This is a genomic window from Streptomyces sp. NPDC002138 (genome assembly GCF_040296485.1).
In the GTDB taxonomy this organism is placed as follows: Bacteria; Actinomycetota; Actinomycetes; order Streptomycetales; family Streptomycetaceae; genus Streptomyces.
In genome coordinates, this window is record NZ_JBEOXE010000009.1 from 109,779 (window position 1) to 131,448 (window position 21,670).

22 protein-coding genes and 6 pseudogenes are annotated in these 21,670 nt (G+C 70.4%); 13 read left to right on the forward strand and 15 right to left on the reverse strand.

All coding sequences use genetic code 11. From position 1 onward, the window contains the following. Positions 1–409 precede the first annotated feature (409 nt). The 9 genes and pseudogenes from ABT084_RS08450 to ABT084_RS08490 all read left to right on the forward strand — a co-directional run bounded on the left by ABT084_RS08450 (position 410) and on the right by ABT084_RS08490 (position 7,990). Positions 410–1,225 (forward strand): aKG-HExxH-type peptide beta-hydroxylase, encoded by an 816-nt coding sequence (locus tag ABT084_RS08450; RefSeq protein ID WP_351039569.1) that lies wholly within the window; start codon positions 410–412, stop codon positions 1,223–1,225. A gap of 63 nt (positions 1,226–1,288) precedes the next feature. Next, on the forward strand, positions 1,289–2,329 hold the full coding sequence (locus ABT084_RS08455) for a radical SAM protein (protein WP_351039571.1): 1,041 nt from the start codon (positions 1,289–1,291) through the stop codon (positions 2,327–2,329). Positions 2,330–2,375: 46 nt separating this feature from the next. After that, complete coding sequence (locus ABT084_RS08460) at positions 2,376–2,588, forward strand: hypothetical protein (RefSeq protein ID WP_266846261.1); 213 nt, start codon at positions 2,376–2,378, stop codon at positions 2,586–2,588. Between the two features lie 35 nt (positions 2,589–2,623). Beyond that, entirely contained in the window at positions 2,624–2,815 is a 192-nt protein-coding gene (locus ABT084_RS08465; protein ID WP_351039574.1) for a hypothetical protein, read from the forward strand. Between the two features lie 85 nt (positions 2,816–2,900). Further along, complete coding sequence (locus ABT084_RS08470; RefSeq protein WP_351039577.1) at positions 2,901–5,267, forward strand: B12-binding domain-containing radical SAM protein; 2,367 nt, start codon at positions 2,901–2,903, stop codon at positions 5,265–5,267. A gap of 52 nt (positions 5,268–5,319) precedes the next feature. Further along, positions 5,320–5,904, forward strand: a complete 585-nt coding sequence (locus tag ABT084_RS08475) for a GNAT family N-acetyltransferase (RefSeq protein WP_351039580.1) — start codon at positions 5,320–5,322, stop codon at positions 5,902–5,904. 5 nt (positions 5,905–5,909) lie between these two features. Next, positions 5,910–7,151: a cytochrome P450 gene (locus ABT084_RS08480; protein ID WP_351039583.1), complete on the forward strand. Its 1,242-nt coding sequence runs from the start codon at positions 5,910–5,912 to the stop codon at positions 7,149–7,151. 119 nt (positions 7,152–7,270) lie between these two features. Continuing rightward, positions 7,271–7,444 (forward strand): annotated as a pseudogene (locus tag ABT084_RS08485) (SMI1/KNR4 family protein); the annotation flags it as partial. A 333-nt stretch (positions 7,445–7,777) separates the two neighbouring features. After that, positions 7,778–7,990, forward strand: coding sequence for a hypothetical protein (locus ABT084_RS08490; protein WP_351039748.1), 213 nt, complete (start codon positions 7,778–7,780; stop codon positions 7,988–7,990). Between the two features lie 117 nt (positions 7,991–8,107). On the opposite strand, the gene ABT084_RS08495 is transcribed toward ABT084_RS08490, so the two are convergent. The 4 genes and pseudogenes from ABT084_RS08495 to ABT084_RS08510 all read right to left on the reverse strand — a co-directional run bounded on the left by ABT084_RS08495 (position 8,108) and on the right by ABT084_RS08510 (position 11,061). Further along, positions 8,108–8,497 (reverse strand): hypothetical protein, encoded by a 390-nt coding sequence (locus ABT084_RS08495; RefSeq protein WP_328306447.1) that lies wholly within the window; start codon positions 8,495–8,497, stop codon positions 8,108–8,110. Positions 8,498–8,714: 217 nt separating this feature from the next. Then, positions 8,715–8,840 (reverse strand): annotated as a pseudogene (locus ABT084_RS08500) (IS5-like element IS4811 family transposase); the annotation flags it as partial. A gap of 166 nt (positions 8,841–9,006) precedes the next feature. Then, the gene (locus tag ABT084_RS08505; protein ID WP_351039586.1) at positions 9,007–9,288 is read right to left on the reverse strand and encodes a hypothetical protein; all 282 of its coding nucleotides are present in this window, start codon (positions 9,286–9,288) and stop codon (positions 9,007–9,009) included. Positions 9,289–9,297: 9 nt separating this feature from the next. Continuing rightward, complete coding sequence (locus ABT084_RS08510; RefSeq protein WP_351039589.1) at positions 9,298–11,061, reverse strand: S8 family serine peptidase; 1,764 nt, start codon at positions 11,059–11,061, stop codon at positions 9,298–9,300. 183 nt (positions 11,062–11,244) lie between these two features. On the opposite strand from ABT084_RS08510, the gene ABT084_RS08515 reads away from it, so the two are divergent. Together ABT084_RS08515 and ABT084_RS08520 are read left to right on the forward strand one after the other, a co-directional pair. Further along, complete coding sequence (locus ABT084_RS08515) at positions 11,245–11,418, forward strand: hypothetical protein (RefSeq protein WP_351039592.1); 174 nt, start codon at positions 11,245–11,247, stop codon at positions 11,416–11,418. Positions 11,419–11,500: 82 nt separating this feature from the next. After that, positions 11,501–12,115, forward strand: a complete 615-nt coding sequence (locus ABT084_RS08520) for a hypothetical protein (RefSeq protein ID WP_351039595.1) — start codon at positions 11,501–11,503, stop codon at positions 12,113–12,115. Between the two features lie 190 nt (positions 12,116–12,305). On the opposite strand, the gene mscL is transcribed toward ABT084_RS08520, so the two are convergent. Both mscL and ABT084_RS08530 read right to left on the reverse strand, forming a co-directional pair. After that, positions 12,306–12,767 carry a large conductance mechanosensitive channel protein MscL gene (gene mscL, locus ABT084_RS08525; protein ID WP_351039598.1) on the reverse strand — a complete coding sequence of 154 codons (462 nt, stop codon included), beginning with the start codon at positions 12,765–12,767 and terminating at the stop codon, positions 12,306–12,308. A 122-nt stretch (positions 12,768–12,889) separates the two neighbouring features. Continuing rightward, positions 12,890–13,285 (reverse strand): hypothetical protein, encoded by a 396-nt coding sequence (locus ABT084_RS08530; protein WP_351039601.1) that lies wholly within the window; start codon positions 13,283–13,285, stop codon positions 12,890–12,892. Between the two features lie 37 nt (positions 13,286–13,322). On the opposite strand from ABT084_RS08530, the pseudogene ABT084_RS08535 reads away from it, so the two are divergent. Together ABT084_RS08535 and ABT084_RS08540 are read left to right on the forward strand one after the other, a co-directional pair. Continuing rightward, positions 13,323–13,892 (forward strand): annotated as a pseudogene (locus tag ABT084_RS08535) (hypothetical protein); the annotation flags it as partial. 80 nt (positions 13,893–13,972) lie between these two features. Beyond that, a complete protein-coding gene (locus ABT084_RS08540; protein ID WP_351039735.1) occupies positions 13,973–14,206 on the forward strand; it encodes a recombinase family protein in 234 nt (77 codons plus the stop codon). 132 nt (positions 14,207–14,338) lie between these two features. On the opposite strand, the pseudogene ABT084_RS08545 reads toward ABT084_RS08540, so the two are convergent. The 9 genes and pseudogenes from ABT084_RS08545 to ABT084_RS08585 all read right to left on the reverse strand — a co-directional run. Then, positions 14,339–14,795 (reverse strand): annotated as a pseudogene (locus ABT084_RS08545) (IS5 family transposase); the annotation flags it as partial. A gap of 61 nt (positions 14,796–14,856) precedes the next feature. After that, a complete protein-coding gene (locus ABT084_RS08550; protein WP_351039603.1) occupies positions 14,857–15,303 on the reverse strand; it encodes a hypothetical protein in 447 nt (148 codons plus the stop codon). A 136-nt stretch (positions 15,304–15,439) separates the two neighbouring features. Then, positions 15,440–15,712, reverse strand: coding sequence for a winged helix-turn-helix domain-containing protein (locus ABT084_RS08555; protein WP_351039606.1), 273 nt, complete (start codon positions 15,710–15,712; stop codon positions 15,440–15,442). 59 nt (positions 15,713–15,771) lie between these two features. Beyond that, positions 15,772–15,921: pseudogene (locus ABT084_RS08560) on the reverse strand (IS5/IS1182 family transposase); the annotation flags it as partial. 362 nt (positions 15,922–16,283) lie between these two features. Beyond that, positions 16,284–17,168 carry an alpha/beta fold hydrolase gene (locus tag ABT084_RS08565; protein ID WP_351039609.1) on the reverse strand — a complete coding sequence of 295 codons (885 nt, stop codon included), beginning with the start codon at positions 17,166–17,168 and terminating at the stop codon, positions 16,284–16,286. A 101-nt stretch (positions 17,169–17,269) separates the two neighbouring features. Next, positions 17,270–18,007, reverse strand: a complete 738-nt coding sequence (locus tag ABT084_RS08570) for an SAM-dependent methyltransferase (RefSeq protein WP_351039738.1) — start codon at positions 18,005–18,007, stop codon at positions 17,270–17,272. A gap of 15 nt (positions 18,008–18,022) precedes the next feature. Next, positions 18,023–19,237, reverse strand: a pseudogene (locus ABT084_RS08575) (glycosyltransferase); the annotation flags it as partial. 271 nt (positions 19,238–19,508) lie between these two features. Continuing rightward, complete coding sequence (locus ABT084_RS08580) at positions 19,509–20,726, reverse strand: serine hydrolase domain-containing protein (protein ID WP_351039612.1); 1,218 nt, start codon at positions 20,724–20,726, stop codon at positions 19,509–19,511. Between the two features lie 62 nt (positions 20,727–20,788). Beyond that, positions 20,789–21,454 carry a DUF4097 family beta strand repeat-containing protein gene (locus tag ABT084_RS08585; protein ID WP_351039615.1) on the reverse strand — a complete coding sequence of 222 codons (666 nt, stop codon included), beginning with the start codon at positions 21,452–21,454 and terminating at the stop codon, positions 20,789–20,791. Positions 21,455–21,670 lie beyond the last annotated feature (216 nt).

Below are 21,670 nucleotides of genomic sequence, written 5' to 3' on the forward strand. Positions count from 1 at the left end.
CACGGTCGATGAGTCGAAGGAACGCCAGTTGCGATTGCGGCGTCCTCGACTTTGCCGACAGTCTTGTTGACCCGTGCCGTCCGCCGCGCCCCTCGAATGACGCAATGAGTGACGCAATGAGCTCGAATTGCGCAATGAGCGCCGGACGTTCTTCGACAGGGACCACTGTATGCAAGAGCCTGCGCTCCTGACCCTCTCCCGCCATCCCGTCTTCGCTGAACCGGCGGGAATCCTCAACCGATTATACGAAACCTACGACTTCCTTCTCGAATGCATCGCCCCCGATGAGTGGCCGACCGGCCCGGGCCGACGCCGGATCCTTCCGGAAACCGCGCTGGAACCCACCGTTCGGCACGGACTCGACCAGGCATTGCGCCGAATCTGCAACACACCTGACTGTAAAGCGGAATTGGCCGCGCTCGCGGACAGCAGATACGTCGATTCGACGCTCGCCGCCGAGGAGGAGCGCGTCGGTCTCCGGCAGACCGTCGAACTGCCCGGCCACCGGTTGCATCTCCTGATGGACCCCGCCCTGCCGGCCCCCGGCCACCAGGAGTTCCAGGCGCTCTTCCGTCGCCACCTCAGCGCGGGCGAGACCGCCGACACGCTGGTCGGCTGCACCGCAGAACAGGCCGGGACCGTCCGAGCGGCCGTGGAGCTGATGCTCGCCACCGCCCCGGACCTGTGCACCGGTCTGCTGCGGCACGGCCGCTACATCGTCGCGGTCGACGGCCCCGACGCCTTCGACAGCGCGTCCACCCGAGAGATCCCCGGAGCGGCGTTCGTCGCCGTCCGCTGCATGCGCACCCCCGAGCGGCTGGCCGAGGCGCTGCTCCACGAGTTCGTGCACCTGCGCCTCTACGACCTGCAGGCCACCAGATCCGTCTTCGCACCGGCCTACGACACGGCCACGGCACCCACCGTGGCGCCCGAGTGGCACCGGGACTCCCCGGCCCCGCGATGGCCCGTGGACCGTGCCCTCGCCGCCGCCCATGTCTACGTCCACCTCCGCGCCTGGTTCGAGCAGCGCGCCCTCGACTCCGGCGGCCCGGACCTGTGGCAGTCCGCCGAGACGGCCGAGTTCCGGGCCACCAGCCTCCTCACCAAGGTCGCCCGGCACGCCGAGGACTGCCTCGGCCCGGCCGGAAGGGGCTTCCTCCGGTGGCTGGCGGAGGTCCACCAGAGCCGGACCGGCCCGCGCCCCCGCGAGCGGGCGGCGTCATGACCGTCGGGACGCCCCGCCGCGGGCGAGCCGCTTCCACGCCCACCCCTCTGAGGACGGAGACCCATGGAACTCGTACTCAACGAGCCCCTCAAGAGCTGGCTCCAGGTCACGCAGTCGTGCAACCTGAAGTGCCGCCAGTGCTACGGCGACTGCGAAGACCAGCCCCGGGACACGGAGATGCGCCGGACCGAGTACGCCGCGCTCATCCGGGAAATGGCCGAGTCCGGGGTCATCGAGGTCTTCGTGGAGGGAGGCGAGCCCCTTAACCGGCCGGACGCCCTCGACCTCCTCGCCGAGCTGACCCCGCATGTGATGACCCGCCTGCGCACCAACGCGACCCTGCTGACCCCGGAGACGGCGACCCGGCTGAAGGAGATCGGGATCGGCGAGGTCTACGTGGACCTCCTCGGAGCCACCGCGGCCACCCACGACTGGCACGTCCGGGTCCCCGGCAGCTTCGAGCGGACCGTCCAGGGGCTGAAGAACGCCCAGGCGGCCGGACTCCCCGTCTCCTTGCTGATCATCATGACGCGGCGCAACGTCCACGAACTCCAGGACGTCCTGGAGCTCGCCGCCGAGCTCGGCGTGCCCCGCGTCGGGGTGCTGCGCCTTTACCCCCTGGGCCGGGCCCGCACCCAGTGGAAGGACCTGGCGCTGCGGCTGACCGACCAGATGGCCGCCCTCGATGCGCTGCGCGTGCCCGACAGCGTCCACCTGATGACCTCCTGGCACCCCAAGGACGGCAACTGCTGCTGGCAGAACGCCGGAGTGGACGCCACCGGCCGCTCCGTCGGCTGCGCCTACCTGCGGGACTACACCGACTACGGCAACGTCCGCGAGGTCAGCTGGCTGGACACCTGGAACGACCCCACCTACGTGCGTAACCGCGCCGGCCATGTGGACGGAGGCTGTGACTCCTGCGAGGAGACACAAGGTTCGTCCGGCGGATGCAGGTCGACAGCCTTCGCCTTCACCGGCCGCTGGGACGCCCCCGACCCGTTCTGCACCACGACCAACGGAGGGATCGATGTCTCTCAGCTCCCCGGCGACCTCGACGAACGGCGCGTCCGCCCCGCCGTACCGGCAACGAGCCGACTGCTATGAGCCAAGCCCCTCCGCGAGGTTCCGCCCCGTCCCGGAGTGGAACTGCATGCTCGCCTACACCCCGCACAAGCCCGCCATCCACTACCTGAACCCCGTGGCATGGGTGGTCGTCGAGCTGTGCGACGGATCCTCCGGTCCGCAGATCTACGCCTCGTTCAAGGAACTCAACAAAGGCCGGATCAGTGAACCGGAACTCCAGGACGCGTTCGAGTCGGCGATGGCCCAACTCCTCGAAGGGGAGCTGGTCTCCACCGCTTAGCCGACTCGTCGCTCCTCGGGAAGGGAGGTGAAGTGATGACCAAGAAGAAGACGGACCTCGAGCACCTCATGGCGGCGGCCGGCGCGACCGGTGAAGGACCCGCGGTCGAGGTGGTGCAGCCGGAAGTGCGTACGGGTGCGCAGTACGCCCTGCTGCCGTCGATGAAGGCCAAGCGCCCGGACGCGTCCGGCGCGACGCCGGAGACGGAGGCGGACGACCAGCACTGACCCGGGAAGGACCCGTGTCGGCTCGACCGGCACCCGGACGGCGGTCCGGGTGCCGGTCCCACCCGCAGGACCGAGGGGGAAGAAAATGGGCACCAAGACCGTACTGGTCAATCCGCCCCTGTGGAACGCCTACGCCCCGCACCTGGCGGTGCCGCTGCTCCTGGGCGATCTCCGGGCCCGCGGGTACGAGGCCACCGGCTACGACCTGAGCATCGAGTGCATCGACTGGATGCTCTCCGCCCCGGCCCTGGAGGAACTCGCGCGGAAGGCGGCCGCGCGCGCCGCGGTCGGCCTGGAGGACGAGTGGGCGCGCCAGAGGGCCCTCCTGGCCGCCCCGGCCGCGATCCGCGGCATCCAGGAAGCCAAGGAACGTCTGAGGTCCCTGGACACACTGCACGATCCGGCCGCCTTCCCATGGGCGCGCCGCACCCTGCGTGACGCGCTGTGGCTGATCTCCGGGGCCTTTCCCGACTGCACCTTCGACCTCGTCTCGAACACCTCCACGTACTCGGCCGAGTCGACGGTCCAGGTACTCGCGGCCGGCGCCGACCCGGACGGCAACCCGTACCGCTGGGCCTTCGACCGCATGCTCGACCGCGACCTCTTCCGCGACCCCTCCGTCGGGGTCGTCGGCGTGAGCATGTCCGCGGACACCCAGCTGATCGCCGGGGTGACCTTCCTCGGCATGCTCCGGGAGCTGCGCCCCGACGTCCACGTGGTCCTCGGCGGCAACTACGCGACCCGGCTCGTGGACCGCTGGCAGCAGCGCCACCCGCTCTTCGACTACGTCGACACGGTGGTGACCGGGGAGGGCGAGGGGGCACTGGCCGCCGTGATCGACGGACTCGACGCGGGTGAGCGCGCAGGAGGCGACTTCCGGGAGAAGATCCCGGGGGCCGTGTGGGACGACCACGGCATCCTGCTGCGCACCCCTCGCCAGAGCGTCGACATCTCGACGGCGGCCAAGCCCGCCTACGACGCCCTCCCCCTGGAGAAGTACCTCGCCCCCGGCCCGATCCTGCCCGTCTACGCCTCCCGCAGCTGCCCCTGGGACTGCGCCTTCTGCTCGATCCCGTTCGCGAGCAACTCCTTCCGCCAGCGCTCCGCCGCCGCCGTCGCGCAGGAGGTGCGACAGCTGCGCGCGGAGCACGGATCGGCGTACTTCATGTTCGTGGACGAGATCATGAGCCTGCGGACGCTGCGCAACGTCGGCGAGGCGCTGTTGGCGACCTCCGCCGACGTGTACTGGTACGGCGAGACCCGGTTCGCCGGGGGCCTGGACGACGAACTCGCCGGCCTGCTCCACGCCTCCGGCTGCCGCCGGATGAACTTCGGCCTGGAATCGGCGAGCCAGCGGGTCCTCGACCTGATGCGCAAGGGCACGCGGATCGAGGACGCGTGCGAGAACATCACGGCAATGCTGGAGGCCGGAGTACCGATTCACCTGTTCGTGATCCACGGCTTCCCCGGCGAGACACAGGAGGAGGCCGCGCGCACGGTCGCGTTCGCGGAGGCCGTACGGCGCCTGTCGGTGGACCACTACGGCGTCGCCCACACCACCTGGGGCGGATCCCCCTTCGTGCTGGACGTGCACTCGCCCGTCGGCACGCGGCCCGAGGCCTTCGGCGTGCACATCGAACCCCTGGCGCCGCTGGACGACCTGAGCCTGAGCCGGAACTACCGCACCGACGCCGGGCTGTCGCAGCAGGACAGCCTGCGGGTCGCCGAGGACGCCGCCGGGTCGGCCGGCGACACCACGGTCTGGTTCCGCGCGGCCGGTGACCCCATGGCGCGGGAGATCGAGGAGTTCACCTTCCTGCGCGCCTGCGTCGGGGCACCGCAGCCCGGGGCACGTCCTGTCCCGCTGTTCGACTGGCCGCCGCCCGAGCCTGACGCCCGGCTCGCCCTCGCCCCCGGGGTGACGTTCACCCGGGTTCCCTGGCCTGCGACGGAGGCGGACGCCGAACCGGCGATGGCGCTGTACCACCCGGCCGAGGACAGGTTCCTCCAGCTCAACTGGACGGGACACACGGACGTCCGGCAGCTGGACGGTCTGACCTGGCGCGAACTGGAAGCGTGGCTGACCGACCGGGACTGCCACTACCTCGGCTCCGGTCCCGGCGCCACGGCCGCCCTGCTGCTCCGGCACGGCTTCCTGGTGCCCTCGCGGCGCCAGGCCCGCCCGCCCGCCGCACGGCTGCGCGCCGAGATGGGCACCGGGACGGAGAGCCGCGACGGCCACCAGTACGTGTCCAACCCCGTCACGGGCGTGACGATCCGCCTCCGTGGCGCGGCCGTGGACACCTGGCAGGGCTGGCGGAACGGCGTAGCGCCCGCATCGGCGGACGATGCCGTCAGTGGTGCGCTCGTACGCTACGGATTCCTGTACCGCGAACCGGACGGCGCCGGGCAGGCGCAGCCGAGGTACCTCACCCAAGGACAGGCGGTGTAACGCAGTGGAGCAGCTCCGGACATCCGGCGAGGCCGCGCCGACGGTGCGTCCCATGCGGCCGGAGGACGAATCCGACGTGGCACGCGTGCTGGCGGCCTGCGACGACTATCTCCTCGCGGCCACCGGCTCCGCTGCGCTGCCCGCGGACGTGCAGAGCCTGTACTACTCCCTGCCGGACGGCGCCGACTTCGAACAGAAACAGCTCTGGGTGGTGTGCGACGGAGCGACGGTGGTGGGAGTGGTCGACGCCGTCACCGGTCACCCCGACCGGCTCGGCTGCTCGGTGGGCCTGTTCCTCCTCGACCCGAAGGCACGCCGCGAGGGCCTCGGCACGCGGGCGGCCCGGCAACTGCTGCGGGAGGCCGCGGCGCGTGGAATGCGGTACGTGACCGCCACCTGCCCGCAGAGCTGGGCGCCCGGCCTGGCCTTCCTGGTGAGGATGGGCTTCGACATGAGCGCACCGGACCAGGAGGCGGGACCGACGGTCGGCAACCGGCTCCGGTTCCCCGCGGAGAACGGCCTGTGCACCGCCGTGCGGAAACTGGTTGCGGCGCCCCCGGACGACGGGCCCCCGGTCGGCGGGCCCCCGGTCGGCGGGCCCCCGGTCGGCGGGCCCCCGGACCGGGGCGCACCGTGACGGCGGTGGCCGGCCTGCTCGACGCGAGCCCCGAGGGCGTCGAGCAGGACATCACGCAGGCGTACGCGCTGGTCCGCGCCTTCGACGACGGCGTCACGCTCGCACAGGGCGGTGATCCGCACGCCGAGTTCGCGGCGCTGCGCAGGCAGGGCGACGTCCACCGGTCGACGCTCGAACGGGTGCTGACCGGAGCCGACGGCGCCGAGGGAACGACGACCCCGGCCTGGCACGTCGTGTCGTTCACGGCCGCCGAGCAGGTCGTCCGCGACGAGGACACCTACTCGTCGTCGGCCTACGACGACAGCATGGGCCGCGTGATCGGCCGGTCCTTCCTCCAGATGGACCACCAGGAACACCGGACCTGGAGGAACGTCCTGCACGGCGACTTCAGCCGGCAGACGGTCCTCGAACACCGCCGGGCCGTCCGCTCGGCCGTGGCGTCCAGGCTCTCCGCCGTCGTCGCCCGGGGCGGCGGTGACCTCGTCGCGGAGGTGGCCTTTCCGGTGGCCCTGACGACGATCGCGCGTTTGGCGGGCCTGCCGCGCGGCACACGCGTCGGCACCCTGTACACCTGGGCGGTGGGGCTGCGTGGGGACCCGGACGGCCAGGTCACCTCCGCCGTACGGGAGTTGCTCGACACGCCCTCGGCCTGGACACCGGGCAGCCTCATCGACCTCCTCCTGCGCGCGAAGGACCCGGCCATCGGAGCCGGGCCGCACCTCCTGCCCGCCCTGCGGTTGCTGCTGTCCACCGGCACCGAGCCGCCGTTCCGTTCCCTCGCCACGCTGATGTACGCGGCCCTCACCGACCCCTCCGTGCCGGCGCTGCTGCGCACCGACCCGTCCCTGGTCCCCGCCGTCTTCCAGGAGTGCTGGCGTTGGGAGCCCCCGCTGACCTGGGTGTTCCGCCGCTGCACCACCGAGACGGAGCTGGCCGGGCAGAGGATCGGACGCGGCGAACTGGTCTGCGTCAATCTCGCGTCGGCCAACCGGGACGACACCCGATGGAGCCGCGCGCACCTGTTCGACGTCCGGCGCGAGCCGCTGCCGAGCCTGGCCATGGGGACGGGCCCCCACACGTGCCTCGGGCGGCACCTCGCCGCCGTGGAAGCGCAGGAACTGCTGTCGGAACTCCGCGACGCGGCAGGTTCCGCCTGGCCTGCGGGATGGACCCTCCAGACCGACGGCCCGGCCGGCCGCGGCTTCCGATCACCGGGCCGACTCGTCCTTCGCCTCCCCACCCCCTGACGGCGCGGCCCGCCCGGCCCGGGCAGCGTGCCGGGCCCGGATCGAGCCCCTTTTCCCCGCTCCGGCCCCGGGCCTCTGGTCCCGCCGAGGCCGAAGTCGGCACCGAACACCTTGAGAGCATCCAGGCTGCCGCCCATTCGGGCCTGGAAGTCCTGACCATCGGAGCCTGGGACGGCGCACCCTTCAGCCTCGCCCCTGTCGCGGGACGGCCACGCCTGCGCACTCTGAGCGCCATGCCCGGCACGCTGGCCGACCCCCTGGAGGTCGCTGGGCTCGCGGGACGGGAGTTTCTCCTCACCTCTGCCGATTCCGGAGCGGCTGGGGCGGGGGCGCACTGGGGGCCAGGAGGGCATAACCGGCGGTGGAGGGCCTGCGGTGGAGGGCCTGCGGTGAAGTCGCAGGGAGGGTTGCGTGTCGCGGGGGCAGGGAGCGGCTCAAGGGCGGTACGCAGCCGCTCGGCGAACTCGGGTCTGCCCGCAGTTCATCGGCGAATCACGGAGCCGACGATGCGCTCTGATCCCTCGCCGGGCTGGTCATGCGGGCGCCCGCCCCCGCCCCCGCCCTCCGCGGCTCCCTCACCACCTGACCAGCAGGCGCGGGTTCCGGCCCCGGTCACAACCGGCTGGATGCAGCCTCTGCTGCGCGGCCTCCCGGTCACCGCCCAGCAACTTCGCGAGGACCGAATCCTCGAAGAGGCCGCCGTCACCGGCGCTGACCCGCAGCACCTATGCACGGTGTTCAACATCACTCCGGAGACCGGACTCCGCTGCACCCGCTTCTTCCACCCCGACCCCACGGACAGCGACGACGTATCCGGCTGCAACATGGAGACATCGTGACCGAACACCACGCTCAGCCGCTCGCCGCCATCGTCGAGCTCGGCGGTGAGCTGGAGCTCCCAGCTACCCGTAGCGGGCGCTCCAGTGGCGGCGCGGTCATCACAGAAGGCTGCGCGGTCAGCGCCGGCCGCCGCCGATGCGGCGGTCGTCGGCCAGTGCGGTCAGCGGGCCGAACTCGCGGGCAAGCTGGTTCCATGTCAGAACCTCGCCACAGCGGGCCGGGAACTCCTTCGGGTTGAACTCGGGCATGGTCCAGGTGCCAGTGCCCCGGTCCCGCAGCCACAGGTCCCCGTCACCGTCGACCACGGTCGGCGGGACCGGTACGGGCTCGGCCTGATCGGTGGGCTCCCAGGTGACCCGGCCCGGGTGGGAAGCGCGGCGCAGCTCGGTAGTGGCCAGCCGCGCGGCCAAGTCACGGGTGGACTCTTCGGCGTCCTTGACCGACTCGAGCCGGAATGCGTCGTCGAGTACGGGCAGGGCTGGATTCTTGCTGCGCTTTGAACTCATACGCTGACTACCTCCGGTGGGGGGCGTCACATCCGTTATGGCACCCCGTAGAGGAACACGGTATCCGAGGCGGGATCCGGGCCGGCTACGACCACTGTCCAGGTGGAGGCGCTGGCACACCGGGCGGTGGGGCTAGCCGGTGAGCTGGTCCTGGACGTGGCGCACCCGTGGTGGTAGCGCTCAGAGATGGCGGTCCGGGTCTGAGAAGGTGAAAGAGCGGGCGCCGGACGGTCTTGAGGGTGATGTCCATCCGTTCCTCGGCCCAGGTCACGAGCTTGCCGACATGGTTGGAATCGGCCCAGACGATCGCGATCTCGGGGTGCGTGGGCCGCGCGCGCACCAGGTGGGTATCCGGCCCGAGTATGCGATCCCACCGGCACGGGAGCGGTCTCGGCCAGGTCGACGTGGACAAGGATCTGCGCCAGCGGACTGTGCCCGGCCGGACGGATCTCATCCGCGTGCTCCTCCAACGCCATGCGGGTCAGCATCGCGAAACGTGCCGACCCAGCTCACCGCACGCCGGGGAGCGGACGTCTGCTGCCGGACAAGGAGAGCGAGAGGACCCAGGGCTGCTCGGAGAGCGTCTCGACGTCCTGACGCGAAAGGGTGCCCGTCAGTACCGTGCGCCTGGTGTCGGTGCCGTTCACTCCCGCCTGACGCAGCTGCTCCAGCTGCTCGTCCGAGGGCGGCTCCGTGAGGCGGACGAGGACCAGCAGGTCCCGGGTCCCGGGGTGACCGCCCCCGGCGCCGACGGCCCGCCCGAGGGCGGCGTCGAGCTTGCGGTAGTCCACGTTTCGTCCTCAGAGCTGGGTGGCGTCCAGGAGTCCGTGACCCCACTTGTGGTCGACGGCGCCTTGGGGGCCGCCCGGAATGGCCGCGTTGGCGATCAGCAGGGACTTGAACGCGGCCGGGTCGCAGTGCGGATCGCGCTGGAGCACGAGCGCGGCGATCCCCGCGATGAACGGCGAGGCCATGCTGGTCCCTGCCATGGCCACCTCGCGCTGACTGATGACGAGCTCCCTCGGCTGGTCGACGGCTTCCCGGGACAGCGAGGAGACGATCATGGCGCCGGGGGCGGTGATGTCCGGCTTCTGGGAGCCGTCCCGGAGGGGGCCCTCGCTGCTGAATCCGGCGATCTTGCCCAGTTCCAGCGACGGCGCCTGCTCGGCGACCCCGTCGATGTCCTTCCAGTCGGTACGCGTGGTGAAGGCGGCCACGGTGATCGCCGACGCGGCCGCGCCGGGCGACCCGATCTTCATCGCGTCGTGCACCTCGGGACCGCTGAACTGCGGCTGGATCCGGGCTTCGGAGTCGCCGAGGATCCACACGTCGACCCTGCCGTCGCCGTTCACTGAGTCACCCCTCACCAGCAGGCGCCACTTCCCCGGAGGGGTATGAGGAGTATGGGGGCCGAAGGGCTTCGGGTTCACCTCCACGAAGAAGTTGACGTCCCCGTTGGCCGGGCTGGGGCCCGGAGTGGTGATCTGGACCTTGCCCTCCGGCAGGTCGACCTCCACCGTCTCTTCGCCGGGCGCGCGTACGGGCTGAAAGGGGGTCGAGGCACCCGACGGCGCGGCGATCGCGATCTCGAACCGGTCCCCGCCGGCGTACCACCCGTTGAGCAGGAAAGCGGCGGGCTCACCCCGCAGGATGCCCGGGTGGCAGGGGACGGACACGGTGGCGTCCTCGGTGACCGTGAGCTGCGCGTGGATGTCGTCCTCGCCCTCGTTGCCCGCGGCGCAGCAGACGATCCTGCCCGGTCCGGACTCCTCCTCGATCGCCTGGGACATCGGGTCGCTGCCGTCGTGCGCGTCGCTGTGCCCGCCCAGGCTGAGGTTCACCACCGCCGGCAGGCCCAGATCGCGCGCCACCCGGAAGACGTACTGGATGCCGTCGGTGATGTGGGCATCCTGGAAGTCGGTCTTGACCATCACCAGACGGGCCCCAGGCGCCACGCCGTCCTTGCCGACGGCGATGCCCGCGACGTGGGTCCCGTGCCCCTCCGTGTCCCGGGACGGGGTGGCCGCTCCGATGCCGGTGAACTCGACGCCATAGCGGCCCTCCGGCACTCCCTCGCCGCCGAGGACGGTCTGGTCCCAGATCCGGTCGATCCGGCCGGTGAACGCCGGATGCCTCGGGTCGATACCCGTGTCGACGATGCCGACGACGACGTCCTTGCCGGTGAGTTCGGTACGCGTCCGGAATTCGGGCACGTGCACCTTGGCCTGTGCCCGGTCGAGGAGCGGGCGCAGCCGGGTGGCCGGCACGATGCGCCGGACGCCCGGGTGCGCGGCGAGGTCCTCCAGGGAGTCCAGCGGGACGATGGCGGTACGGATCCGCTTGCCGCCCGCGTTGATCTCGACTCCCTCCCCGAGGTCGCCGTCCAGGGGTACGTCCGGATCGCAGACGAGCGAGACCACCACCCGCAGCGGTTTGGCCCGCTCCCGCAGCGAGACGAGCCCGAGCATCCGGCCCGTCGCCGCCAGCGGGGCGCGTCTGCGGCCCTCCTGCTGGTACCGCGTATAGGTGGCCGCCAGTTGGGGTGCGAGCTTGGTGTAGTCCATGGCCGTTTCTCCCTCGGAGTTGCCAGGAACCGGATGTACCGGCTTTCCCTCCACACTCGGGGCCACCCGGCTGGGGCGGACGGCCGACAGGCCTGCCGTCGGCGGACGTCACTCCATCGATGGATGAAAAAACCATTCCCCGAACCGCCGCCCGGGCTAGGCCGATTTCGTTCAGATCACCGGATGGCCCGGGCCGTGCTCTCCCAGGAGCTCTGGAACCCCGGCCCGCCGCAGGCCGCCCGGCTGCGGTTCCAGGCCCTCGCCGGCCGCCTGGCCCCGGCCGGTGGGCGGTCGCGGGCGTCCGCGGGGCGGGGGCGGAGGTCCGCACTCCGCAACAACGGGATCCCGGCCCGGTGACGAACCGCGTCCGGCCGTCGCCCCGGCCGGTTCCCGGGGGCTACGGTGCGGCGACGCCGGAGTCCGGGAGAGGGAGAAGAACATGAGAGCGGTTCGCAGGCAGGCGGCCATGGCCGCCCTGGCGGTGTGCGGCGTGCTGGCGCTCACCGCCTGTCAGAACGGCGACGACCTGGCCGCGCCGGACGCGAAGCCCACCGCGGCCGCACCGGCCCCGTCCACCGCCACGGTCCCGCCCGCTGCCGGCGCCACGGCCGCCGTGCCGGCCCCCTCGAAGACCGGTGTGGCGCCCAAACCCTCGGTGACCGCCACCCCGGCGGGGAAGAATCCAACCGCTCCGGCCCCGCCCCCCGCGCCGACCTGCGGCGCCGACCACAGGATGCCCATCTCGCCCGACACGATCGCCGTGCACCGCTCCACCCCCGAGGGCGGTATGACCAGTCTCATCGTCCAGCACGGCACGTACGGCTGTCCCGGGCGCTTCGAACCGTCGGGTGCGTGGACGTATATCCCGATCGCGGAGACCGCCAAGATCACCGCGACGGACCCGATCCTCACGACAGCGGTGACGGGCCATCCCATCTCCACCAGCGAGCTGAACGGGTGGCTGGAGACTCACCCGGACAAGGGCCTGCCCTTCCGCTACCACCTGAACGCAGCGGGGGTCATCGACACCCTCGACGAGATCTACGTCAAGTAGCACGCCGAGCGCACCCGGGCTGCCACCACAGGGAGTTGACCCACTCCGGGTGGCCGATGAACGGGCTGCGGTTGTCCTGGCAGGTGTCGAAGACGACCCGGTTGCGCCGCCTCTCGAAGGCGTGCCGGCCCGCATCCAGGGGGAGGGGGCAGCGGTATGCCGAAGCGTCTGACGGACCTGCCCGGGGTGGTCAGGCGCGCTGTTGGGGGCGGGGGTCGGCCGAGCGGGCGTCGGGCGGGATGGCGGGAAGGAGGTCGGTGGTGCAGAAGGCGCAGCGGCGGGCTGCGGCGGGCACCGCGCTCAGACAGGCGGGGCAGTCCCGTTTCGCCGCCTGGACGTCCTGGTGAGGGGCGAAGCGTTCGTGCAGCTTGTTCATGGGGGCCACGACGAGGAAGTACAGGGCCGCGGCCACCAGGACGAAACTGATGGCGGCGTTGATGAAGCTGCCGTAGGGGAAGTCCGCACCGCCCAGGGTGAAGGACCGTGCGGTGAAGTCGCCCGCGGCCCCGGCGGCCAGCCCGACCAACGGGGTGAGGAAGGCCTTGACGAACCCGTTGACAACGCCGGTGAAGGCAGCCCCGATCACGATGCCCACAGCCAGATCGACCACATTTCCCCGCAGGATGAAGCTGCGGAACCCTCCCAGACCCATCACGCGTCCCCTCCCGTATACGGAAAACAGCCAGCGGCCCCTCTCCACAACAGGTGCCCCCATCCGCGGCACGCACCCCCGCCACCTGTACCAGGCGGCGAAGACCGGCGGCATGGGCGTGCTCAGTGATCGCCCGTACGCGGGGGCCCGGGACGTGGCAGGGGCTGACGCCAGTCGCCCAGCCTCGTGAGGAGGAACTGGCGGGCGAGGGAACGTATGTCGCCCCACGCCGGATCTGTGGTCAGTGCGGTGTTCCAGAGGCCGGTGCGGCAGGTGGCATCGATCTTGCCGAGGCGACGGCCGATGGCCCGAAGACCGCGCAGATCCTCGGCGTCGAAGACTCCGCGCTCCGTGAGGTCTTCGGCGATACGGCAGAGCAACTCCACCTCTTCGACGACGTCCTTCGTTTCCAGTTCACGCTTGCCCAGCCAGGCAAGCTGATCTTGGGTGGCGGCTGCCAGAAGAGCCGTGAAGCGCAGCGTCAACGTGCGCAGGTGCACCTCGCCGTAATGGTTCATACGTGCAGGATCGCACCGAAGGCATGTCCGTAATGTCGATTGGTCGATCGTCTGCGTCGACTCGATGGGCGTGCGCGCCCACCAGCACGCCGCCGGAGCACGAAAAGGGGGCCCTGGACGGGTGAGGCCCTCGACCGGTCCCGCGGCGGACTGAGCACGAAGATCCACCTCGCCTGCGACGGCCGCGGCCGCCCGCTCGCGTTCACGCTCACGGGTGGGACGTGAACGGCTGCACGCAGTTCGAGCCGGTCATGGCCCGCATCCGCATCAAGCGGTGCGGGCCGGGCCGGTCCGTACCCGAGTGAAGATCTGCTCCTACCTGCGAAAACGCGGCATCGCCCGCACCATCCCCGAGCGCGTCGACCAGGTCAGCGGATGCCTACGACGAGGCGAGAGCCAGTGCCGCCTCGACCGTGCGGTCTCCCGGCGCCGCAACGTCGTAGAACGCTGCTTCAACCGGCTCAAGCGGAACAAGGCCCTCGCCACCCGTTACGACAAACGAGCCCGCCACTACCAAGCCCTGGTCACTCTCGCGTGCCTACGACTCTGGCTCCCCACGCGGCCAGAAGGGTGCGGCGGAACGGGCGGAGTGCGGTGTGGCTGGCGGTAGCGGTGTGACGTCGCGCGTGGAAGCAGGGCCCGGCGCTCCCCGCCGTTCCCGCGCCCCGTACCGAGCGTCCGGTCCGCATCGGGCACGCGAGGACATCGACCGCCCGGCAGGAGCTGGCGAGCCAGCTCGAAGCCCTTCACCGGGCCGAGTGCCACAAGGTCTTCGCGGAGCAGATCAGTACCTGGGTGAAAGTCCGGCCCGAGCTGGAGAAGGCGCTCGCGCTGGCCCGCCAGTTCGAGGTGGCTGCCCCTGAGTCGCCCGCCATCTTCACCGTGTACGAGCTCAAGCGTCTGGGGGCACCGCCGAACTGAACGCGCCGGCCGCATGCTCTGCTGCCCGCGGCCCGGCCCCCGGCGATGCTCGGCGAGCCGCTGCGTGACCATCTGCGCTCTGCTGACTGCAAGTCATCATGCTGCATCAGTAGGCGAGTTGGCTGTGGGCGGTAACGGGCGATGACCGCCCTCGCTGGCCAAGTGGCTTTTGCAGTTCAGCCCTCCCCGGGAGCGGCCCACGGTGCCTGGCCGGGCGACTGCGGCGGCCCGGAATTCGTGGCTCGCGGGTGGGGGCGCCGGCTGCGTGCTGGTGTGCTCGGCAGGACGTCGAGTCGACGCTCACCATGCTCCAGTCGATTCGGCCCTCTGCATCAGCGTCGGTCTGGACGGCCCACAGGATCTTCTCCCGCGTGCCGTCCGCCGACCATCTGCGATGACGATCGTGAACCGTCTTCCACTTGCCGAACTGCGGCGGCAGATCCCGCCAGGGCAGACCGGCCCGCTGCCGGAAGGGAATCCCGTTGATCACCCGACGCTGGCACTGCCAACGCCCGCCCCGACCGCGGATTCGGGGCAAATGCCGCTCCAGCCGCATCCAGTCGTCATCTGAAAGGTCACCTCGCCCCACACCGACCGAAACGATCCAGCGCAAGGCGAGTCACCAGAACCAGCGGAAACGGCCTAGTCCCTCAGTGGTTGTCGAACGGGGAGACGATGACCTCGGAGTTGACCGAAAGCAGCGTGTTTCCTGCGCTGTCGAAGCTGACCAGGCGGGCATACGCCCTGCCGTTCACGTGCAGCTCGGCGAGATATCGAGCGGTACCAACCGCCCCGGTGGCGCAGGGGATGTTGTTCACGGAATGCACCGCCGTGCCATCGGGGTCAACGACGTCGACCCGGAATTTGGCGCATTTGCTGGGGAACTCCTGGATGTGGCCCAGGCCGAGGAATTCTTGTGGTCCAAGGCCGACCCGGTCCACACAGACGTCGCCCTTGAATCCACTCTGATCGAATGACGTGCATTTCCTGAACGGTGGCACCCAGGCGGCCTGGGCCGGGCCGACGGCTGTGGTGATCATGCCGACGGTAGTGGTCGCGACGACGACCGCTGCGGAAATGGCGTTGCGAATTCTCATCTGTGCCCCCTCGTGCGATAAGTGAACCTTCAAAAGCATCGTCCGCCAGTGGGAAACGGTAGCCGACCGGCTTCGGGACGTCGACGGCCGCAGTTGAACAGCTCCTCCGGAAAATCACCGAAATCCGTCCCGGCGCTCAGCTCGACAACCGGTACCCAAGTCCGCGCACGGTCTCGATGCTGTTCCGCCCGAACGGGGTGTCCACCTTTTTGCGCAGGTAGCTGATGTAGAGCTCGACGATGTTCGAGCGCCCCCGCCAGTCCGCCTCCCATACGTCCTCCAGGATCTGGTGTTTGCTCAGCACGCTGTCGCGGTGGCGGATCAGGCAGTGCAGCAAGGTGGACTCGTGCGGGGTCAGGCGCGGCGCCATGCCGTCACGCTCGACCGTCTGCCGGAACGGATCGAGCACTGAAGGGTGTTGCAGAAGTGTGGGTGGGGGCAGATCAGTGTGCTGGCTGACCTGCTATTTCACCGGTTCATGGCGAGGTTGTGCATGGTGGCGACGGCCTGGACGGCCTGGACGGCGTGGTGGAGGCCCTCGTCTTTCTGGCGGCAGTCGCGGAGGATCTTCCAGTTCTTCATCCGGGCGAAGGTGTGCTCGACGCGGGCGCGAACCCTGTCCGCGTCGATGATGACCTGCACGTTCGCCGAGAACCGGTAGTTCCTCGACGAGTGTCGGCGTACTTCTATGAGTGGCTCTGGCAAGACCTTCGTAGGCGGAGATCATCTCTGTGGCACGGTCGGCCGACCCGCAGTGCGAGCAGCCTCTGACTGTGCTCTGTTGAACTGGTCAGTCTGTTACCGAAGTTGTCTCCTGACGCAGCTTCTTGGCCAGGTCGACCATCCTGGGTCGGTGTGGAACCCGGGTGGCGGCCGTGGCGAAGGCTGTCACCCGGTCGGATTCCGACCTCAGCGCCGGGGCGGTGGTGGGTGCACCCGCATGGACACTCTGGTTCCTCGTCCCACCACCGCCGAACCGTTCACCCCGTTTCGATCGCGCCCTGGGCGGACGGGGCGGGGAGCGTGGCGAGTTCGCCCAGGATGCGGGCCGCAGGCTCGGGGTCGACCAGCCACTTCAGGTGGCTGCCCTCCAGCGTGCGGACGTCGTACGGGTTGTCAGGCGTCAACTCGTTGCCCTCGCGGATCAGGCGGTCCTGCAGGACGAGCGGCAGGCTCGCGTCGTCGGCCAGGCGGATGTAGGTCTTGGGGATGCGGCCCCAGGTCGCGGCCTGCGCCCGGTCGGCGGAGCCGCCGACATCCAGGTTCTCGTCGGGCTGGAAGGTGTTGAGGAAGGTGAGGAACTGCTCGTCGGTACCGTCGGCGAAGAAGGCCAGCTTGAACGCGGCGATCGCGTCCGGGTCCGCAGTACGGAAGTTGACGCGGAGCAGGCCGAGGTCGGCGGGGTTCCCGGCCAGCGCCGCGGCGAATGCCGCGGGGTCGACCGTGGCCATCTCCGGTTCGGCGTAGTAGTCGTTGACGTCGAGGTCGGCGGGGGCCCAGGCCGAGACGTAGACGAGGCGGTCGATCAGGTCCGGGCGCGCATTGGCTGCGGCTGTGACCGTGGCACCGCCGCGACTGTGGGCGACGAGGATCACGGGGCCGTTCCGCTTGGCCCGTTCGAGGATGCCGATCAGGTGCGCGACGTTGTCGGCGAGCGTGACGCCCTTGATCGAGCCGGGCGCGCTCGCGAGACCGGCGGGGTCCTGCGGCGCCTGATAGGCGTGGGTGAAGGTCGCCTGGAACCCGTGGCCGGGCAGGTCGACGGCGACCGAGCGGTGCCCGAGGAGGCCGAGTTCGGCCTGAAGGGGAGCGAAGGAGAAGGAGTTCGCGAATGCTCCGTGCACGAGTACGAACGTCGGTTGCATCTGATTCTTCACTTTCCGGCCGCCGCGGGGGCAGCGGCCATGGCGGGGGCCCCGGGTGCGGGGACGTCTTGGGTGCGTGGGCTTGCCGGCGGCCTACGCGATCACTCCGAGGTCCGACGCAGCACCATGCAGACGAAGCCGAAGCTCTCCCGGTACCCGTGCAGCCACTGCGAACGCTGGGCGTTGGCCGTTTCCAGCACCTGCGCGGCGGCCGGATCCGCGGGGTGGTCCAGAGCCCACGCGGCCAGCGAGCCCCAGCAGGCCCACTCGTAGGTGTCCAGCTCGGCCCGGGTGCTGACGTGGCCGTGGACCGGGGTCCAGCCGTCGGCGACGACGCGGTCCACCGTGGTCGCCAGGTCGTCGAGGTCACCGAACATCTCGACAACCGCCGGTGACGGGGCGCGGTCCCAGAACGACTCGCCGATCAGGACGCGGCCGCCGGGAGCCAGGTGCTCGCGGGCTGCCGCGAGCGTGGGGAGAAGACCACCGAAGGCATGAGTGGAACCGACGCTGATCACCAGCTCGAACGGCTGTGGAGAGATGAAGTGCGCAGCCTCCTGCTGGTGGAGGACCAGGCGCTCGTCGACTCCGAGTCCGCTCGCTGCCTGGCGGGCCTGCGTCAGGGCGACTTCGGAGACGTCGACGCCTTCGGCGTGCAGGTGCGGGCGCGTCGCCAGGGCGCGCAGCAGCCATTCCGCCGTGCCGCATCCGAGGTCGAGGACTCGCTCGTCGCCTCGCGGCAGGCCGCGTTCGAGCAGCCGGCTGACCGCATCGTCGTCGAGCGGGGACTTGATGGGGTGGTCGGCATGGGCGAACTTGGAAATCTGTTCGCGGCTCATCGGCGCAGCCTGCTCCGTGTCGAGGAGCAGTCTCGCGGCCACTGTCGTCCCGTCAGTGCGGATCGTGCCGGCGACGGCCTTTGCCCGTGCCGCCGTTTCGGGGGCCAGGGCCGTCCCGAGGGCGGCCGACAGGGAGTCGAAGGTCGGGGTCGGGCCGTCGTGGGCCGCGCCGATGCCGAGTTCGGCCACACGGCCGGCCCAATAGGGCTGGTCCGCCATCTGGGGTACCACGACCTGGGGCGCGCCGGCCCGGGCAGCCGTCGTCGTGGTGCCCGCGCCGCCGTGGTGCACGACGGCGGCTACCCGGCGGAAGAGGGCCTGATGGTTGACCTCGTCGACGGCGAAGCAGTCGTCCTTGTCGTCGGCCGGTTCCAGGTCGGCCCAGCCGCGGGAGAGCAGGACACGGCGGCCCTGCGCGCGGATGGCCTCGATGGCAGCCCGAGTGACGTTCTGCGCGTCGCGCACGGGAATGCTGCCGAAGCCCACGTACACCGGTGGTGTTCCGGCGTTCAGGAACGCGTCCAGATCAGCTGGGAGCGGGCGTTCGTCCGGTCGGATCCACGAGCCTGTCTGCACCACGTCGAGGTCCGCATGCTCCAACCACGGACTCAGGACCGGGTCGGCTGCCAGCAACGGCCGATCGGTGAGGACGTGGCCGCGGACGCTGTCCACCGGGGGCAGGCCGATCGATGCCCGGTGCGCGTTGATCGCCTCGCCGAACAACGCGTTCAGATTCTCCTCGTTCAGCTCCCACAGCACCCGGTTGTCGGTCACCTCCGGCGGGACGGGCCGGCCCGGCCACGCCAGCGGCGGGTGGTGCGGCGACGGCAGGAACGCCGGAAAGTAGGCCACGGGCATGTAGGGGATGCCCAGTTGCTCCGCCACCGACCGCGCGGCGGCCAAGGCCGGGAGCAGACCGGTCGCCACCACCACGTCACAGCCCTCTGCGGCGGCGGCGACCGCATCGTACGTGGAGGTGAGCAACGCGGCCGTGCGCTCGGCCAGGCCCCCCGCCGCCGTCGGCGCCGTCCCGGTCACCACCGCCTTCACAACCGGCCGCAACGGCCGGCCGATCGGTGCCAGCGGGATGTCCAGGCTCTCCAGCAGCTCCGCGAAGTCCGGCGGCGCGCACACATGCACCTCCGCGCCGAGCGCCCGCAAACTCACTGCGAGTCCCACCATCGGCTCGACGTCTCCACGCGACCCGTACGCCATCAACAACACACGCATTGAGCGACTCTCATTTCCATGGATGCCGGCCTCGGCCGGTCAATGTGCGGCAAGGCCGGGGCCTTGCCGGAAGCCCTTGGGGGACCTCAGGTGCGGAGCTGCGGCGGTCACCGAGCCCGGGGCAGCTCACGGCTGCCCTGGGTACCGGGTACGGAGGCGACTCCGTCGGAACGCATCGCGACGTGGGCCCCGGCCCGCATCCGGGCGCGACATGGGTGCAGCCCGGCCATTCCCCCATCCGCATGTGCTGGGGGAACGGGCTTGCTGGCGATCAGTCCTCGATCGCCTGGTACAGGGTGGTCCAGAAGTCGTGCATCAGGTGGATCGAGTCGGGGACCGAGGTGCCGACCTGGGTGAGGAGGATGCCGACGACGTTGTTGACGGGGTCGGCGTAGGTGGAGGTGCCGGCGCCGCCGTCCCAGCCGAACTGGCCGACGGGAGCGTAGTCGCCGCGGTAGGTCCGTACGGCCATTCCGAAGCCCCAACCGCCGTGCTGGCCCTGGCCGAAGGAGATGTGGACGTTGTTGGTGGCCATCTCGGTGCGGGCGGCGTTCTGCGCGGGGGTGAGGCGGTTGGTGGTCATCAGCTCCACCGCCTGCCTGGACAGAACGCGCTCGCCGCGGTGCTTGCCGCCGTTCAGCAGCATCTTGAAGTAGGCGTGGTAGTCGTCCGCGGTGGAGACCAGACCACCGCCGCCGCCATGGAACGCCGGAGGGATGTTCCACCGGCCGCCCCTGGACTCGTCCCATACGTGGAACTCGCCGGACTCCGGGTCGGGCGCGTAGAGGACCGGCAGCCGGTCGATCTTGTCGTCCGGGACGTGGAAGCCGGTGTCCTCCATCCCGAGCGGGCCGAAGACGCTGTCGCGCAGAGCTTCCCCGAAGGTCTTGCCGGTCACCCGGGAGACCAGTACGCCGACCAGGTCGCTGGCGAGCTGGTACTGCCAGTGGTCCCCGGGCTGGTGCATCAGCGGCAGGGCGCCCAGGCGGCGCAGCCACTCGTCCTGCTCCGGCATCGGCGTGGGCAGATTGGGCGTCAGCCCCTGTGCGAAGACCTCGTTCATGATCGGCGTACCGATGGAGGTCATGTCCATTCCGAGGCCGAAGGTGGAGGTCAGCACGTCCCGGACGGTGATCGGACGGCGCGCCGGGACCGTCTCGTCGATCGGGCCGTCGAACGCCTTGAGTACCTGACGGTCGGCCAGCTCCGGCAGCCATCGGTCGACCGGGTCGTCGAGCCGCAGCCGGCACTCGTCGAGCAGCACCATCGCCGCCGCTATCGAGACCGGCTTGGAGGTGGACGCCATCCGGAAGATGGTGTCCCGGCGCATCGGCGCACCGCCGTCGTGCTCCATCGCGCCCAGCGTCTCGACGTGCGTCTCGTCGTCCTTGCTGTACAGGGCGACGACGCCCGGGATCTTGCCGGAATCTACGTGGCGGGCCAGTACGTCGCGGATCTTGCGCTGCCCTGCAGCGGTGAACTGGGACATGGTGGGGTGCTCCTTGGTCGGCTGGACGTGTCGGGCGGGAAGGAGGTGACGGATGAGGGGGGTCAGAGGCTATGGGCGGAGATGTCGCCGTTGCCGCTGGTGGCTCTGATCTCCAGCACGGGGGAGCCGTTGTTCTTCAGAGCGTTGCTGACGCGGCCGTGCCGGGTGTCGGCGTCCAGCGTGGCGGAGGCGCCGGGGGCGGCGGCGATCGAGATGTCGCCGTGCTGGGTGCGGAGCACCACCGTGCCGCGCACCGCCGCGCCGATGGTGATGCCGCCCCGCGCGGTGGAGATCTCCGCGGGGCCGCCCAGCCGGCCGACGTTTACATCGCCGTCGACGCAGGTGAGGCGCAGGCCTTCTACGTCGGCGATCTCGATACGTCGATGGGCGCTGTGGACGGTCACGTCGCCGAGCCGGCCCTCAGTGCGCACCTCTGCGGCGGCGGAGGTGGTTTCGACGCGGGAGCCGCTGGGGAGTTGGAGCGTCACCTCGACGGATCCGGGGCTGCTCAGCACCTGGTTCCTCGCCTTCGGCGTGATGACGCGCAGCACGCCGTCCTCGAAATCGACCGTGGTCTCCTCCGCGGCCTTCACATCGCGGCCCTTGCCGGCGTCCGCGGGACGTACCTCGACGGTGGTCTCGGCGCGGTCGGCAGCGAGGAGGCTTATGCGTCCGGCGGGTATCTCCACAACGGCCGCGATCGCGCCAGGGGTCTCGAACTTCTGCATGGGGCGTGCTCCTTGATGGGTGGTCAGGTGTGGGAGTGATCAGGTGTGGGAGCGGTCAGGTGTGGGAGTGGTCAAGTGGTGGGCAGGTCGAGTTGGTATGCGTGGGTGCCGCGATGAAAACCGAAGCCCAGCTGCCGGTGCACGGCGAGCATGTGGGTTTGTCCCGGGCATTGCCGGTCTCGATCTCCACGATTCCGGGGTGCTCGGCGCGGGGCC

Coding starts and splice junctions, on each gene's coding strand:
- ABT084_RS08570 (WP_351039738.1), bottom strand. CDS start 18,007: ATGAGCCGCGAACAGATTTCCAAGTTCGCCCATGCCGACCACCCCATC.
- mscL (WP_351039598.1), bottom strand. CDS start 12,767: ATGGGTCTGGGAGGGTTCCGCAGCTTCATCCTGCGGGGAAATGTGGTC.
- ABT084_RS08580 (WP_351039612.1), bottom strand. CDS start 20,726: ATGTCCCAGTTCACCGCTGCAGGGCAGCGCAAGATCCGCGACGTACTG.
- ABT084_RS08550 (WP_351039603.1), bottom strand. CDS start 15,303: ATGAGAATTCGCAACGCCATTTCCGCAGCGGTCGTCGTCGCGACCACT.
- ABT084_RS08585 (WP_351039615.1), bottom strand. CDS start 21,454: ATGCAGAAGTTCGAGACCCCTGGCGCGATCGCGGCCGTTGTGGAGATA.
- ABT084_RS08475 (WP_351039580.1), top strand. CDS start 5,320: ATGCGGCCGGAGGACGAATCCGACGTGGCACGCGTGCTGGCGGCCTGC.
- ABT084_RS08490 (WP_351039748.1), top strand. CDS start 7,778: ATGCAGCCTCTGCTGCGCGGCCTCCCGGTCACCGCCCAGCAACTTCGC.
- ABT084_RS08510 (WP_351039589.1), bottom strand. CDS start 11,061: ATGGACTACACCAAGCTCGCACCCCAACTGGCGGCCACCTATACGCGG.
- ABT084_RS08470 (WP_351039577.1), top strand. CDS start 2,901: ATGGGCACCAAGACCGTACTGGTCAATCCGCCCCTGTGGAACGCCTAC.
- ABT084_RS08515 (WP_351039592.1), top strand. CDS start 11,245: ATGGCCCGGGCCGTGCTCTCCCAGGAGCTCTGGAACCCCGGCCCGCCG.
- ABT084_RS08530 (WP_351039601.1), bottom strand. CDS start 13,285: ATGAACCATTACGGCGAGGTGCACCTGCGCACGTTGACGCTGCGCTTC.
- ABT084_RS08455 (WP_351039571.1), top strand. CDS start 1,289: ATGGAACTCGTACTCAACGAGCCCCTCAAGAGCTGGCTCCAGGTCACG.
- ABT084_RS08460 (WP_266846261.1), top strand. CDS start 2,376: ATGCTCGCCTACACCCCGCACAAGCCCGCCATCCACTACCTGAACCCC.
- ABT084_RS08520 (WP_351039595.1), top strand. CDS start 11,501: ATGAGAGCGGTTCGCAGGCAGGCGGCCATGGCCGCCCTGGCGGTGTGC.
- ABT084_RS08495 (WP_328306447.1), bottom strand. CDS start 8,497: ATGAGTTCAAAGCGCAGCAAGAATCCAGCCCTGCCCGTACTCGACGAC.
- ABT084_RS08465 (WP_351039574.1), top strand. CDS start 2,624: ATGACCAAGAAGAAGACGGACCTCGAGCACCTCATGGCGGCGGCCGGC.
- ABT084_RS08565 (WP_351039609.1), bottom strand. CDS start 17,168: ATGCAACCGACGTTCGTACTCGTGCACGGAGCATTCGCGAACTCCTTC.